Source organism: Capnocytophaga sp. oral taxon 338 str. F0234 (assembly GCF_000192225.1).
Lineage (GTDB): Bacteria > Bacteroidota > Bacteroidia > Flavobacteriales > Flavobacteriaceae > Capnocytophaga.
In genome coordinates this window covers 2166794-2181040 of record NZ_GL872413.1, presented here as the reverse complement: position 1 = coordinate 2181040, position 14247 = coordinate 2166794, and the positions used below count along the sequence as shown (strand labels likewise).

15 protein-coding genes are annotated in these 14247 nt (G+C 40.4%); 2 read left to right on the top strand and 13 right to left on the bottom strand.

From position 1 onward, the window contains the following. Positions 1-7: 7 nt before the first annotated feature. The 13 genes from cls to HMPREF9071_RS09805 all read right to left on the bottom strand — a co-directional run bounded on the left by cls (position 8) and on the right by HMPREF9071_RS09805 (position 13097). On the bottom strand, positions 8-1459 hold the full coding sequence (cls, locus tag HMPREF9071_RS09860; RefSeq protein WP_040358100.1) for a cardiolipin synthase: 1452 nt from the start codon (positions 1457-1459) through the stop codon (positions 8-10). 148 nt (positions 1460-1607) lie between these two features. Next, on the bottom strand, positions 1608-2540 hold the full coding sequence (locus tag HMPREF9071_RS09855) for a malate dehydrogenase (protein WP_009746487.1): 933 nt from the start codon (positions 2538-2540) through the stop codon (positions 1608-1610). 162 nt (positions 2541-2702) lie between these two features. Further along, positions 2703-4058, bottom strand: coding sequence for a peptidylprolyl isomerase (locus HMPREF9071_RS09850; protein WP_040358530.1), 1356 nt, complete (start codon positions 4056-4058; stop codon positions 2703-2705). Beyond that, positions 4045-4899 (bottom strand): hypothetical protein, encoded by an 855-nt coding sequence (locus HMPREF9071_RS09845; protein ID WP_009746485.1) that lies wholly within the window; start codon positions 4897-4899, stop codon positions 4045-4047. The genes HMPREF9071_RS09850 and HMPREF9071_RS09845 overlap by 14 nt, the downstream gene beginning before the upstream one ends. Positions 4900-4981: 82 nt before the next feature. After that, positions 4982-5509, bottom strand: coding sequence for a CvpA family protein (locus HMPREF9071_RS09840; protein WP_009746484.1), 528 nt, complete (start codon positions 5507-5509; stop codon positions 4982-4984). A 39-nt stretch (positions 5510-5548) separates the two neighbouring features. After that, on the bottom strand, positions 5549-5770 hold the full coding sequence (locus tag HMPREF9071_RS09835) for a DUF2795 domain-containing protein (RefSeq protein ID WP_009746483.1): 222 nt from the start codon (positions 5768-5770) through the stop codon (positions 5549-5551). A gap of 191 nt (positions 5771-5961) precedes the next feature. Next, entirely contained in the window at positions 5962-6096 is a 135-nt protein-coding gene (locus HMPREF9071_RS12610; RefSeq protein WP_256378933.1) for a hypothetical protein, read from the bottom strand. A 135-nt stretch (positions 6097-6231) separates the two neighbouring features. After that, positions 6232-6831: an NUDIX hydrolase gene (locus tag HMPREF9071_RS09830; RefSeq protein WP_009746482.1), complete on the bottom strand. Its 600-nt coding sequence runs from the start codon at positions 6829-6831 to the stop codon at positions 6232-6234. 144 nt (positions 6832-6975) lie between these two features. Continuing rightward, positions 6976-9612, bottom strand: coding sequence for a hypothetical protein (locus tag HMPREF9071_RS09825; protein WP_009746481.1), 2637 nt, complete (start codon positions 9610-9612; stop codon positions 6976-6978). A 28-nt stretch (positions 9613-9640) separates the two neighbouring features. Next, positions 9641-10378 carry a 3-deoxy-manno-octulosonate cytidylyltransferase gene (gene kdsB / locus HMPREF9071_RS09820; RefSeq protein WP_009746480.1) on the bottom strand — a complete coding sequence of 246 codons (738 nt, stop codon included), beginning with the start codon at positions 10376-10378 and terminating at the stop codon, positions 9641-9643. Between the two features lie 10 nt (positions 10379-10388). After that, positions 10389-10721: an iron-sulfur cluster assembly protein gene (locus HMPREF9071_RS09815; protein ID WP_009746479.1), complete on the bottom strand. Its 333-nt coding sequence runs from the start codon at positions 10719-10721 to the stop codon at positions 10389-10391. 3 nt (positions 10722-10724) lie between these two features. Further along, positions 10725-11147, bottom strand: a complete 423-nt coding sequence (locus tag HMPREF9071_RS09810) for a SufE family protein (RefSeq protein ID WP_009746478.1) — start codon at positions 11145-11147, stop codon at positions 10725-10727. 96 nt (positions 11148-11243) lie between these two features. After that, positions 11244-13097, bottom strand: coding sequence for a M1 family metallopeptidase (locus HMPREF9071_RS09805; protein WP_009746477.1), 1854 nt, complete (start codon positions 13095-13097; stop codon positions 11244-11246). Positions 13098-13410: 313 nt separating this feature from the next. Between HMPREF9071_RS09805 and HMPREF9071_RS09800 the strand changes: the two genes are divergently transcribed. Together HMPREF9071_RS09800 and HMPREF9071_RS09795 are read left to right on the top strand one after the other, a co-directional pair. Then, on the top strand, positions 13411-13662 hold the full coding sequence (locus tag HMPREF9071_RS09800) for a hypothetical protein (protein WP_009746476.1): 252 nt from the start codon (positions 13411-13413) through the stop codon (positions 13660-13662). A gap of 235 nt (positions 13663-13897) precedes the next feature. Beyond that, positions 13898-14247 (top strand): DUF6291 domain-containing protein (locus HMPREF9071_RS09795; protein WP_253908276.1); only part of this gene is annotated, 350 nt, incomplete at its 3' end.

The window sequence follows — 14247 nt, the reverse complement described above, 5'->3', positions numbered from 1 at the left end:
ATGTTGACTACAAGAAAGGTGAGAGAAGCCGTGCCATGCGCTCTAAGAGCTGTTTGAGTCGGCTGCGCTTTTTCCATTGGTCAATGGAAAGTAGAGCGGCTTCTTTTATATCTTCGTAGAAAATAAGGCGGAGTTCAGTGGCTACCTTTTTGTTATAGACTATAGCACTTACTTCAAAATTAAGATCAAAGCTACGAGCATCAAGATTAGCAGTCCCTACGGAGGCTACTTCGCTATCAATTACGAAAGTTTTGGCATGTACAAAACCTTTCTCATAACGATAAATCTGTACCCCTGCTCTGAGGAGTTCTTCAAAGAAGGATTCGCTGGCGGTATGTACAAACACGGAATCCCCCTCCTTAGGGAGGAGTAATTTCACCTCTACACCACTTAGAGCAGCTATTATTAAGGCTTCTTGCAGAGAGGTATCTGGGACAAAGTAGGGCGTGGTAAGGAGTATTTCTCGCTTGGCGGCATAGATAAGTTGTACTGTAGCATAAAGGATATTAGGTAAGTCAGAATCAGCCCCGCTGGATACTATTTGGGTAAAATAATTCGTGGGATAGGGAGTAATATCTACAGGGAAGTAGAGAGCATTGATATTAACATTTTCCCCACTACAAAAGTTCCAATCCTGTAAGAAAATAGCTTGTAAGGTGTAGACAGAATAACCGCGTATCATCAAGTGGGTATCACGCCAGTAGAGGGGATTCTTTTCTGCATTGTTATATTTGTCACTGATATTGATTCCCCCTACAAAAGCCGTATAGCCATCAATAACTACTATTTTTCGGTGGTTGCGGTAGTTCATGCGGTTGGCGAGCTTAATGAAGGTGATTTTGTAGAAAGGGAAAGCCTGTACGCCATGCACTTTTAATTCCTTTACAATATTTTTACGAATATCCTGACTGCCAAAGTCATCATAGATAAAGCGTACCTCTACCCCCTCTTTTACTTTCTGAATAAGAATATCCTTGATAGCATTCCCTATATGGTCGTTTTCATAGATATAGAACTCAATATGGATGTGGTGTGTTGCTTTTTTAAGAGCTTCAAGCAGTTGTGGGAAGAAATTTTCGCCATTACAGATTATCTTTACCTCTTCGTTAGGAATAATAGAAGGGCGCTGTTCAATATGTGATAAAAAGCGTAGGCTTTTCTTATAAGAGGAAGTTACATAGGGTGCTAATGAGCGGAGATGATTGCGCAATTGAGGAAAATGTTCTTGCAAGGTTTTTCGGAAGCGTTGGTCAATGGTTAGTTTCCTATAGTATATTTTGTGTTTGCGGTAGTTAATACCAAAAGAGAAATAGAAAATAGCCCCCACGATAGGAGCAAAGATTACCAAGAGCAGGTAGGCTAAGGCTTTGCTTACTGAGCGGGTATCCCATATAATGCGTAAACACACCATGATGATAAGTAGGACGTAGAGAATCTGAACAATAAGGATGGGTTTCATCTGATATGAGGGGAAAAGTAAGGCTAACACGGACAGCAGTTGGGGATATGTGTATATAGAAGGTTGTATTTAGTGTTTTTAGGGAGTACTTTTAGAAAATAAGGAGGCTGTCCTAAAAGATAGCCTCCCATTCTTTTTGTTTAAGGGCTTATAAAACGCCTTCTAAGGCTTTATTTACCTCACGTACAGCTTGAGTACTTTCACTGAATTTAGCTTTTTCAGCATCATTGAGTTTTATTTCTACAATTTTCTCAATACCATCACGACCGATGATAGCAGGGACTCCTACGCACACGTCCTTTTGTCCGTATTCTCCTTCAAGGAGTGCTGAACAAGGGAAGAGTTTTTTCTGGTCACAAGCGATTGCTTGTACTAAGGCGGAAACGGCAGCACCTGGAGCATACCAGGCGGAAGTTCCCAAAAGTTTGGTAAGAGTAGCTCCTCCTACTTTGGTATCTTGAGCAACTTGGCTGAGACGTTCTTCAGATAAGAACTCAGTAACAGGCACTCCGCGATAACTTGCCAATCGGGTAAGGGGGAGCATGCCACTATCACTGTGAGCAGCAATTACCATTCCTTCTACATCGGAGATAGGGCTGTTTAGGGCTTCTGCTAAGCGATATCTGAAACGAGCACTATCCAAAGCACCTCCCATACCAATGATGTGATTTTTAGGTAATTTGGTAGCTTTATGTGCCAGATAGGTCATAGTATCCATAGGGTTACTTACCACAATTACAATGATATTGGGAGAATACTTAACCAGTTGTTCCACTACAGACTTAACAATATTTGCATTAGTACCAATGAGTTCCTCACGGGTCATGCCTGGCTTGCGAGGAATACCGGAGGTGATCACAGCTACATCACTTCCTGCCGTTCTGGAATAGTCATTAGTTACTCCTATAATACGGGTATCAAACCCGTTCAAGGAGGCTGTTTGCATAAGGTCCATTGCCTTTCCTTCGGCAAAACCTTCTTTGATATCAATTAAAACAACTTCAGCAGTAAAATTCTTCAGTGCGATGTATTCCGCACAACTTGCGCCAACTGCTCCAGCGCCTACTACGGTTACTTTCATAAAAATCTTCTTTAAAATGTTATTGTATGTGCTGTCAAAGGTATAAAGAAAAAATCAAATAAACAATATTTTTCTGATTTTTATTTGTAATCAGTAAAAAAATAAGGCAACCTGCATTATTTGCAGATAGCCTTATTCTACGAAAAATTAACTAAGAAAATTCTATTTTTTTAACCAATTATTTGAAAAAGAACACTTTTTGTATTCTCCTTTTACAGAAATAAAGGTTTTTTTGATAGCCTCATTCATCCATTTACCCACAGCTTCTAGTTGTTTTTCTTTCAATGCCAGATCACGGATTCGTGTATAATCATTGATAAAATCAGCGGTATGTTCGCCTATACGGTTGGTAATACGGTATATTTTGTACATTTTTCTTCCTGTTCTGTCCTCATCCATGATAGGGGAGGATATTTCATCATCCTTCAAGGAAGATACTTGTGAATAGAGGAGAGGTTCCATACGAGTTAGTTCAAACTTGGTAGAATAGTTCTCAGGATTTAGCAGTTGCCCTCCGTCCTCCTTAGTTTCCTTTTCATCGGAGAAATTCTTAGCGGCTTCTGCGAAAGTGAATTCCTTATTGATAATTTTATTGCGGATATCATTAATTTTCTTTTTTGCTTCTTCCAATGAGTTTTGTGGGATTTGTGGTACCATCAGAATGTGCCGTACGGAGACTTCCTTCCCCCGTATCTTGACCACCTGTAGGATATGCCAACCGAAATCTGTTTTGAAGGGGTCAGATATTTCGCCTTCTTGTAGGGAGAAAGCCACATCCTTGAATTCTTTAGCAAAACTGGATTTTCTATTGAAAGTTAGTTCCTTACCTCCTGTAGCTCTGTCGGCAGAATAAAGGATTGCCTTGGTGGGGAAGCTAGCCCCATTCTCCTGTACATCTTTCTTGATTTCCTTGAGTTGTTCAATGACCTTATTCACCTCACTTTGAGGTGCTTTAGGTTCTATCACTATTTGTGCGATTTCTAATTCTGTACCAATGGTAGGGAGTTCATCCTTAGGTATTTTGTTAAAGAACTGTTTTACTTCCTCAGGAGTAACCTCAATATTCTCTACGATTTTAGCTTTCATACGGGAGCTAAGTTCGTTTTGGCGAAGGATATCAAAGAGCTCATCGCGGAGGGACTGCTCATCATCCTTGTGATAGAACTGAATGACCTTTTGTATATCTCCCAACTGATCTGTTAAGAACTCAATACGGCGATTCACTCCATCACGGATATCTGTATCGGAAACCTTGATACTATCTTGGATGGCTTGGTTCACATAGAGCTTATCCTCCATGAGCTTACCCAAGAGTTGGCAACGAGTTACATTCTTGGTATCCACATTTTGAGAGCGGAGTTCTATTAAAGCACGGTCAATATCGGTCTCTAAGATAAGATAATCTCCTACGACGGCGGCAACCCCATCTATTTTCGTTTTAGAAGATTGCGCCCAAAGGCATGGGATACAGAGGAAAAAGGATAAAAATAATGTACCCAAATAGTTAATTCTGTTCATAGATTTCAAATTGTTTCTTTTCAATTGCATTATTGATGATTTCTTTTTCTAAGTCATTGATATAATTGCTCCTGCGCTTATTTAGGATAATTTGTTGCAGGGTTGGATATACATAATTCAAGGGAGCATAGTCGGTATTGTCCAAGAAGTTATTTATTTTTAATAGGTACACATTGGTGGAATCCCTATCCTCAAGGAACTGATGTGAGAATCGCTTATTGAGCCTTGAGGCGAGCATAGGCAACTTCTCACGGACTTCACTTGCCCTTACCCACATACTATCATTGAGGAAAGAGGAGGTGAAGTGAGGGGCTAAAGAATCAATATATTGCTTATCCTTAGGAGAAAAATTTTTGAAAGCGTTGATGATTTTAGGACTTAAGCTACTGGGAGATAGCTGTATATACCGAAGTTGTATCAATTCCTCATTAAGCTTAAAGATATCCTTATTTTCTTGGTAGAATAACTCTCTTTCTTGTTTGCTAATTGCGGTATCCACCTGTCGAGAGAGTAAGTCTAAGTAGGATTGGGTATACAAATCGGTTCGGTATTGGCTTACTAAATGTTCAAATTCTTCTTTTTTGGCATTGGAGATATTCTCCTCTGCTTTGAGTAAGAGGAGTTTTTTTAGTGCCCAATTATCAATATAAGGGGTTACAATTTGTAGGCTATCCTCCAGCGTATAGTCCTTAGGGAGCAGTTTTCGGATATCCTCCTCATATAGGTAATAATCGCCTACTCGAGCCACTGCATGACTGTTTTTCTTAGGGGTGTCCAGCCAATAGCAACTGCTAAGGAGAACAGCGAGTAAGGAGTAAGTGGTTATTATTTTCAAGTTCATTTTAACTTTTCTTAAGAGAGTTGCGCAAAAACATCGCAAGTTACAGTAATTTGAAAAATAAAACTAATCAATTAAAATATTTTTAACTTTCATGCGGGGAGGAAGGCAATTGGGAGAGAGAGCTAAAGGTATCCTTATATTGGAAAATATAGGTACGTATCCAGCTACTTGTCTTGATGATAGGGTGATAGAGAGCGGATTGCTGGGTAGTTTCTTTAGGAATAAGCTCAATGGCACCTTGGTTTAGGTACATTAGTGCCGTTCCTATAATGAGTGACCACTTAAGCATTCCAAAGGCAGCTCCTGCCACTCGGTTTACTGATCCTAAGGCAGCACTTTCTAAAATCTTCGTTAAGAGCTTTCCTGCCAGCCCTACTAAGATAAGGGCAAGCAAGAAGGTGATGATAAAAGAAAGTACCTGATTGGCTTTTGCAGAGAAGGAAAAAAGGTCGCTTACAAAAGGAGCTACTCTGGCAGAGAAGTGAATGGAGATCCATAAGGCAACAAATACAGATATAAGAGAGGCTACCTCCCAGATGAACCCCTTGAGGAACCCTTGTACAATGCCTATGGCTAAGAAAATACCTAAAATAATGTCAATATGAGTCATACTATGAAAAAAGAGATGGAAGCCATCTCTTTAAGAATTTTAATATTCATCTTCGTTCCAAAGATAATCCTCTTCAGTGGGATAGTCAGGCCAGATTTCCTCAATAGATTCATATACTTCCCCTTCATCTTCAAGAGCTTCAAGGTTCTCCACCACTTCCATGGGGGCACCTGTACGAAGGGCATAATCAATGATTTCTTCTTTGGTAGCAGGCCAAGGGGCATCACTTAAGTAGGAAGCAAGTTCTAATGTCCAATACATATAAACTGAATTTATTTGTAAATAATCATTCTCAAGTAAGGTGCAAAAGTATAAAAAATATTGATATCCAAGACATTTTTTACTATCTTTTTTAAGAATATTGTTTATCCTAATGATAATCAATTATTTGTAAGTAAAAAGTAAAGTTGCATGAGCGAGTATATGGTTCGCCCCAGCGAGAGATTCATTTTTCACTTTTCATCCACATACCCAGCTGTGGGCACTCGCTGGCTATACTTTTCACTAATGAGGTAGGCACAAGCTAAAATCGCTGAATACCTGCAGGCGAGTATATGGCTCGCCCCAGCGAGAGATTCATTTTTCACTATTTGTTTTTCACTTTTGCATAATAGGGTAGGCACAAGCTAAAATCGCTAAATACCTGCAGGCGAGTATATGGTTCGCCCCAGCGAGAAATTCATTTTTCACTATTCGTTTTTCACTTTTCACTTTTCACTAACTTAGTATTCCCCTTTGAACACTTCATGGATGCTTGAGAATGAATTCTTCAGAAGTTTTTTGAGCTTCTTAGGTTTTTTCCAAGTACATATTTCTATCTCTTCTTCCTTTTGAGGGTGTAATTCTTTAGGGTAATCGCTATACATATTATACCAATGTGTTTCCTTAAGGTAGTACTGGTGCTCTCGCTTATAAATATGATAGGTGATGGTTCTTAGTCCTAAGAGCTCTAAGGGGGAGACATCTGTCTCTTCTTGTACTTCTCTAAGGGCGCAATCCTCTAAGAGTTCTCCTTCCTCTAATTTTCCTTTGGGTAAGTCCCATTTCCCTTTTCGTTTGATAAATAGGATTTTCCCTTTATGGTCACGCACAAGACCTCCTGCGGCTTCTATTTGGACAAAAAAAGAGGCAAAATCATCAAAGTAATTCTCTTTTTTATCTATATAAAAAACAAATTTGCCATATCTGTAACCTTCTATTTTTTTGATAAAATCCTTCACTGAGACCGATTCACTGAGGAAAATGCGGTATTTTTTCTTATAGGATTTCTTAAGCTTATTGGTTACTAATATCTTTTTATCATCAAAGAAAACTTTATACATCTGGTTCAGATTTTTCCGTAAAGATACAATTTTCTTAGCGAATAAGGAATATTTTATATGGTTTTAACATTTTATGATGTATAATAACAGAAGCTCCTTTTTGGGGAGCTTCTAAATACAAAAACTAAATATGAAAAACACAATTTATTCGATAACAAGGGTACGTTCTTCATCAAAGGCATCACTATCAAAGATAATTCTGTAAGTACCCTTAGGGAGGTAATACTTACCATTGCTTGCCTTCTTGAACGTTGTTAAGAGTTTCTTTTCATAGGCAACACGTCCTTCTTCGTTAAAGACCAAATCAAAAGGGATAAAGTTAAGTCCTATTTTGGTTTGGTAAGTGAACTTAGAAAGGGTAATTTTGTCCTTAACAATACTTATTTTAATATTGCTACCTGCCTTTGAGGCAAAAGATTCCAAGTATAAGGTAGGCACTTCAGGTTCTTGCCAAGGGCTAGGGGCATTTCCCCATTTTGGAGAGTACGGAATGGAATAGGTTTCCTTCAGTGGGTAGAAGAGTTGATCTTGTACAGCGGCACGTATTTCCTTGAGAGCGGCTACATTGGCAGTGAAAAAGCCATGTCCCTTAGTACCTACATATAGCTGATTGGTTTGGGTATTTATCACAATAGCGCTTACAGAGGTACGAGGGAGATTTTCCTTAAAGATATGCCATTTCTCGCCCATATCAAAGGAAACATAGAGTCCGTTTTCGGTACCTAAATAGAGGACTTGTTCGTTGGTGGGGTCCTCTACGATAACATTAACGGTTTCCTCAGGAAGGTTTGCCTTAAGGTTATCCCAACTTTTCCCCATATTATTACTACGAAAGATAAGGGCTTGGTGGTTATCATTCTGTAGGATAGCATATACACGATCTTGGTTATGCTTGGAGGCAAGCAGTGAAACTACTCGGTTAGGAGAGGGAAATGAGGAATAAATCATTTGCCAAGAAACGCCTCCATTCTGGGTAGTATAAATCATTCCATCATCACTTCCTGTATAGATGAGTCCGAACTGAAAAGGGGACTCAGCGATAGCGGATATAGTACCATAGGAGAGGATCCCACCCTTATCTCCATTGGTAAGGTCTGTGGAGATAGCACTCCACTGTCTGCCTTCGTTAAGGGATTGGAATAGCACATTGCTCCCCGCATAGAGAATGGTATTGTTTTGAGGGGAAAGAGAAAGTGCTGTCTGCAAAGGGTAACGTTGTTTGGTTTTTCTATCATAAGGAAGGGTGATTTTGCTTTGCCTTAAGGGGAGGATACTTCCTAATGATTGGGCAAGGTAAAGCTTATTTTCAGGGGTAACGACTAAGCGTCCGTTTTCATTGCTGGAGAGAAACCATTGGTTGGAGGTATACTTGAGTACCCCACCGTTAAGGATGCTTGCATAGAGGGTAGCATCTTTAGGATTTCCGATAGAGAGGGAGGTTACATAAACCGTTTGTGGCATTTCTTGTCTTGCCCAAGTGCGACCTTGGTCAAGGGATTGAAACATTCCTTGATTGGTTACCAAGATGATTTGTCTCTCATCGGCAAAGAGCTGATACACCTTTTGACTTTTGTCATTGTCCTTGATGAGTGTCCAGGTAATACCTCCATTGTTGGATTTGAGTGTAGGAATTCCTGAGAGGTATAGTTCATTCTCTTGCTTAGGATTTACACATAGAGCTCCTACTTCATATCCTTTGCTGTAGAACACATTGGTCAGAGGGGAGTTATTTTTTTTCACCCAGGATTTTCCTCCATCGGCGGAGTGATACACCTCAGCGCCGATAACCCTTGGGAGGGCTCCGGTGAACTTAGGAATATCACTGGCTTTGACGGCTCCTGAGCGTACTATTTCACGGAGATTATTGGCAGAGAATTTGTTCTGTAAGGAATGATTGTAGAGGTATTGTTCAATCCTCTCATCCTCTAAGGCAAGGAAATCCTTATTGGAAAGGTTATGGAAAAGCACATCGTCTCCCTCATCCTTGGCACGTTCGCGGTTATCTACCAATGCATAAAGGGAAGTAGGGCTGAATACCGCTAAGGATATTTTCCCGATATTCCCTTGAGGGAAGCCAGAGCCTGCCCCAGTCATAAGTTCCCAAGTAGTTCCTGAGTTGCTACTCTTATAGATTCCTGATTTCTTACCTGCGGGAATGATGTTGGAAGGGGTTTGTTCCATATCCCAAGCAGCGAGGAAGAGTGTTTCAGGAGCAGAAGGTACCTTCTTTAGCTCATTAACGCCTACCTGACCGAAGGTTTGGTTCCAGGATTTTCCCTTATCGGTAGTACAGAATACGCCCTTATCTCCAGAGATATCTCCTAAGGCACTAAGGCAAACAGAAGTATCGGAAAGGAGGGTAATTTGGCGAATATTCACATTACCTGTCCAAGAGGTTGTTTGCCAATCTTTGGTATATTCCTTGAAAAAGACCCCCTGATGATTAGCTACCCAAAGGGTACGCGTATCCCAATTGACTGCCATAGCGGTAGTTTGTGGGGACATGGCATCGGTAAAAGTAGGAGTAAAGCTGGCGCCATTGTTATCACTATACCATACCCCTGAATGGGATAAAGCTACATAGAGTTCATAAGGATTCTTAGGATTTCTATCTACTTGGATAATCTCTCCTGCTCCTCTGCTAAGGGGGAGGGCTTGGAAGGGAATATTTTTAACCCAGGATTTTTGCAAATTTTGTAAACGAATGGCTTCCTGCCTGTTCTGAGCAGTACCTATACCCATTACAGAGAGGATTGCGGTTAAGAATAGTATTTTTTTCATAATCTGTAGAGATTAATAGGATATTAATTTAAAAAGTATTTTTCCATAATTGCCGTGCCTTCTCCAAATCCTCAGGAGTATCTATTCCTATGTTTTCCACAGGAGAGAGTACCATTCTGATGCGTTTGCCATTTTCTAAATATCGCAATTGCTCGAGCTTTTCTATTTCCTCTAAAGGAGTAGGAGCAAGGCGATAGAATTCCATTAAGGCTTCTTTGCGAAAGGCATAAACGCCTATATGTTTCTTATAGGTGTATTCCTTATTGGGGTCTCTTAGGAAAGGAATTGGGCTACGAGAGAAATAGAGGGCGAATAGTTCATGGTCTACTACCACCTTTACATTATTAGGGTTTAGGATCTCCTCTTGCTCAAGCAGAGGCATCATCAGGGAGGCAAGGTCAATCCGCTTATGTGGGTCATGGTCAAAGACCTCTAAGAGGCTCTGTAGGCTCTTTTTTTGGATAAAAGGTTCATCCCCTTGCACATTCACAATGATATCGGCAGGGAGGTTCGCTACGGCTTCAGCAATGCGATTACTACCACAGCTATGAGCTACTTTGCTCAAGAATACCCTTCCTCCTATAGTGGTGATTCTTTGAGCAATTTCCACGCTGTCGGTAGCCACCCACACCTGGTCAAAAAGGCAGGTTCGTTCGGTGGCAAGATAGGTCTGCTCAATAACACTTCTTCCCCCTAAGTCCTGTAAGAGTTTCTTAGGAAAGCGTGTTGCCTCAAGGCGGGCAGGAATAACAGCTATCTTTCTCATCGGCTTTAGGTTAAAGGAAACCAAGTTCTAATTTAGCTTCTTCACTCATCATCTCCTGTCCCCAAGGAGGGTCAAAGGTAAGTTCTACTTCTACTTCGTTAATTTCATCAATACTACTTATTTTCTCATAGACTTCTTGAGGGAGTACTTCCGCCACGGGGCAGTTGGGGGAGGTGAGGGTCATGAGAATCTTTACATCGTGATTCTCATTAATGAATACATCATAGATAAGCCCTAATTCGTAGATATCTACAGGGATTTCAGGGTCATAGATGGTATGGAGTACCTCAACGATTTTCTCTCCAATAAGGTCGGTATTGATAGGTGCTTTTTCTTCTGGCATGGTTTAATGGTTCTTTAAGGTAATTGCTTTGGCATAGAGTTTCATCTGTTCTATCATGCTCACCAGCCCGTTGGCACGGGTAGGAGAGAGGTGTTCCTTAAGCCCTATTTTATCAATAAAACTCATATCAGCCGCAAGAATGTCGGTCGCCTTCTGACCGGAGAGGACTTTAACCAAGATGGCAATAATTCCTTTGGTGATGATGGCATCACTATCGGCAGTAAAGGTAAGGAGATCTCCTTGGCTCTCGGCATGTAGCCATACTTGGCTTTGACAACCCTTGATCAGATATTCCTCTGTTTTGTACTTAGGGTCAATTAGCGGTAGGTTCTTGCCAAGGTCAATCATATATTCATAGCGATCCTCCCAGCTTTCTAAAAAAGAGAAATCCTCAATAATAGCATTTTGTATTTCAGTGATGGTCATTCTTTTTTTGGGGCAAAAGTACGAAAAATAATGATTAATGGTTAATGATTAAGGATTAAATTTTCATCCACATACTCGCTCACGCGACTTTACTTTTCATTTTTCACTTTTTAAGTGATGGCATTCAGGGTTAGGGTCTGCCATGAACTCTTGAGGGTCTATACTGATGTTTCTTACCTGAGAAGAAGGGAGGTTGAGTTCAAACTGGTAAGTGTTTTCAGCCCAGTTCCATACAGGAAGGACAATGCGCTCCATATTGATGAACGGATTGGGCTTTTCCCCAAAGGTAAGATCGGTAGGGACATATACGGAGAATGGTTTTTGTCCATTAGGAATGATGATAATATCCAAAGGCATGGGGATGCGTCCCTTTTTGACAAGGGTTACTAAGGTCTTGTTGCCTTTGGCTTCCAACTTCTCAATGCAATAGCTAATGTGATGGGTGGTGTGCATGAACTCCTTGAGGAACCAAAAGAGCTGCATACCGGATTCCTTTTCGGCACAGCGTACAAAGTTTTCAGGGGTAGGATGGGTGAAGGCATACTCCTTATAAAAGCGCTTGAAGGTACGCTCCATCGCTTTACGTCCGATGATATAATCCAGATGAGAGGCGAACATGGTGCCTTTGGCATAGGCAGTACTAAAATAAGAACGACTTCGTTCGAAGAAGTCCGCCCGTATGGAAGGATCTTCTTCATGGTTTTCACTCATATACTTAAGGAAAGCCTTATGGCGAAAGTCGGAGAAATTGGCTACAGGGTCTTTCCTGACTACCTCGGCATCTGCCCATAGTTGTAGGAAACAGGTGAACCCTTCGTCAAACCAAGGGTATTGTTGTTCATCTATAGCGAAAATATGTTGGAACCAAGTGTGCGCCAGCTCGTGGCAGGCAGTTTTCACAAGGGCATTGGGGTCTTTTCCTCCTTCTATAAAGGTACACATTGCATATTCCATAGCTCCTTGTCCAGCTTGGATAAAGGAGTAATGGCTCCAAGGATAAGCGCCTACCTTTTCCTCGTAGAAGTCCAGTACCTGGGGCATAATTTGCTGTAGTTTCTTCCAGTTTTCAGGAAAATTCTTATAGAAGAAATGGAGTTCTACTCCACGCTTGGTCTTTACCACATCATGCTGAAAAGAAGGGTCAGCCGCCCAAGAGAAGTCAATTACTCGCTCGGCTTTGAAGTGCCAGGTGCGAGTCTTCTGGTGGGTTTTCACAGGCTTGATGCCCTGATAGCCGAAGCCTATTTGCTGAGCATTTTGCAGGTCTCCAGTGCCGGCAACAAGGTAATTCTTGTCTATGGTAATCTTTACATCAAAGTTAGCCCAATCCCCATAGAACTCGCCGAATATATATTGGTAAGGGTGCCAACCTTGGCTGTCATACGCACAGATACGAGGGTACCACTGGGAGAGGGATAGGGCGACGCCATCGGAGTTATTGCGCCCCATACGCATTGCAAAAGTGGGGATTTGTGCAGTGTAGTCCATAGCAAGGGTTGCCTTCCCATGAGGAAGGATAGGCTCGGGGAGGGTTACCTGTAGGATAGTTCCTACTACCTGATAAGGGGCAACTTTGCCATTTTGAGTGAGGGTACGTATGTGAATGAATCCTTGTTCGTTCTCCTTCAGATGAGCTAATTTGCTTTCGTATTTAGGAGATTCTTCAGAGCCTACATTCTGCATGAAGCGAGCGGGCATATCGGGTACCTGACGCATATTCATATCCATTTGGCTCTTGGGCTGAAAAGCGTTTAGGTATAAGTGGTAAAAAACAGTACGCAGCGTATCGGGTGAGTGGTTCTCATAGATGGCTACCTGCTTGCCTTTGTACTGGAAGGATTTTACGTCCATCTGAACATCCATTTGATAGTCAATGTGCTGTTGCCATTGAGCGAAGCTATACAAAGAACCTATTAAGGTAAGAAGTGAAGAAAGAACAAATTTAATCATTTTGAGTTTTTGGTTTTTTGATTCATCTATGTGGCAAAAGTACAAAAAAAAGTGGACAATGAAAAATGAAAAGTAAAAAATATAACTGGCGAGTACCCAAAGCTGGGTATGTGAATGAACAGTGAACAGTGAACAGTGAACAGTGAACAGTGAAAAATGAAAAATTAATCATTAATCATTGTTTGTTGTTTTTACTTATTCAAAATATATATAACTGAAAATGAGTAATTTATTTTGTTTCTAAAGAAGGGTTGTCGTATCTTTGCACCCAGAAAATAGAAATAAATATTATTAACATTAAAAACAAATAGTTATGGCTATCAGACTTGTAAATGGCTGTGTGAATTGTGAGAATCTCACAGCGGAAAATGTATGCAGACTCTATAATACCAAAGTAGAGGTAAAACACACTTGTGACGATTTCAATATGCGTCCCAGTTTGAAGGATGAAGTAGATTGTCTTTCCTGTGCAAAGTACAACACTTCCCTTTGTGAGAACCAATCCCATGCAGCAGAAGGAATGCTTTGTAATGAATGGACTCCAGAGACCACTGCAGAAGCATAGTTAACGAAGGAATGTTTTACTACTGTTAAAACTCTAAAAATAGAGAACTTTTTCATTTCGTAGAGGCAATAAGTTGAGAATACTTATTGCCTTTTTTAGGATTCTCTTCTTTTGTTATTAACAAAACTTTAGTAATGAATTCTCTTGACATTACCGCAAAAAAGATGTATTTTTGTAGTCAAATAATACAAATATATTGTAAAACGTTTTCTATTGATTATTAAATCGTATGCAAATGAAAAGAGATTCTTTTATTTTCTATCGTAGCTTCTATCAAGCGCTCCTTCCTTTAAGCAAGAGAACACAGATGGAAGCCCTTTTAGCTTTACTTCGTTATGCCCTTGATGGAGAGGAAAGTGAACACCTCTCACCAGTAGCGCAGTCTGTTTTTACCCTCATCAAGCCTCAGTTAGATGCCAATAACCAACGTTTCGAGAATGGTAGAAAAGGAGGTGCCCCTAAAGGAAATAGAAATGCTTTGAAAAAACAACCCAATCAAAACCTAAAACAACCTAATGTGAATGATAATGCAAATGATAATATAAATAACAATGCAAATATAAATGATAATATAAATACAAATAC

Coding starts and splice junctions, on each gene's coding strand:
- HMPREF9071_RS09810 (WP_009746478.1), bottom strand. CDS start 11,147: ATGACCATCACTGAAATACAAAATGCTATTATTGAGGATTTCTCTTTT.
- HMPREF9071_RS09840 (WP_009746484.1), bottom strand. CDS start 5,509: ATGACTCATATTGACATTATTTTAGGTATTTTCTTAGCCATAGGCATT.
- HMPREF9071_RS09855 (WP_009746487.1), bottom strand. CDS start 2,540: ATGAAAGTAACCGTAGTAGGCGCTGGAGCAGTTGGCGCAAGTTGTGCG.
- HMPREF9071_RS09815 (WP_009746479.1), bottom strand. CDS start 10,721: ATGCCAGAAGAAAAAGCACCTATCAATACCGACCTTATTGGAGAGAAA.
- HMPREF9071_RS09825 (WP_009746481.1), bottom strand. CDS start 9,612: ATGAAAAAAATACTATTCTTAACCGCAATCCTCTCTGTAATGGGTATA.
- kdsB (WP_009746480.1), bottom strand. CDS start 10,378: ATGAGAAAGATAGCTGTTATTCCTGCCCGCCTTGAGGCAACACGCTTT.
- HMPREF9071_RS09845 (WP_009746485.1), bottom strand. CDS start 4,899: ATGAACTTGAAAATAATAACCACTTACTCCTTACTCGCTGTTCTCCTT.
- HMPREF9071_RS09830 (WP_009746482.1), bottom strand. CDS start 6,831: ATGTATAAAGTTTTCTTTGATGATAAAAAGATATTAGTAACCAATAAG.
- HMPREF9071_RS09805 (WP_009746477.1), bottom strand. CDS start 13,097: ATGATTAAATTTGTTCTTTCTTCACTTCTTACCTTAATAGGTTCTTTG.
- HMPREF9071_RS09850 (WP_040358530.1), bottom strand. CDS start 4,058: ATGAACAGAATTAACTATTTGGGTACATTATTTTTATCCTTTTTCCTC.
- cls (WP_040358100.1), bottom strand. CDS start 1,459: ATGAAACCCATCCTTATTGTTCAGATTCTCTACGTCCTACTTATCATC.
- HMPREF9071_RS09800 (WP_009746476.1), top strand. CDS start 13,411: ATGGCTATCAGACTTGTAAATGGCTGTGTGAATTGTGAGAATCTCACA.
- HMPREF9071_RS09835 (WP_009746483.1), bottom strand. CDS start 5,770: ATGTATTGGACATTAGAACTTGCTTCCTACTTAAGTGATGCCCCTTGG.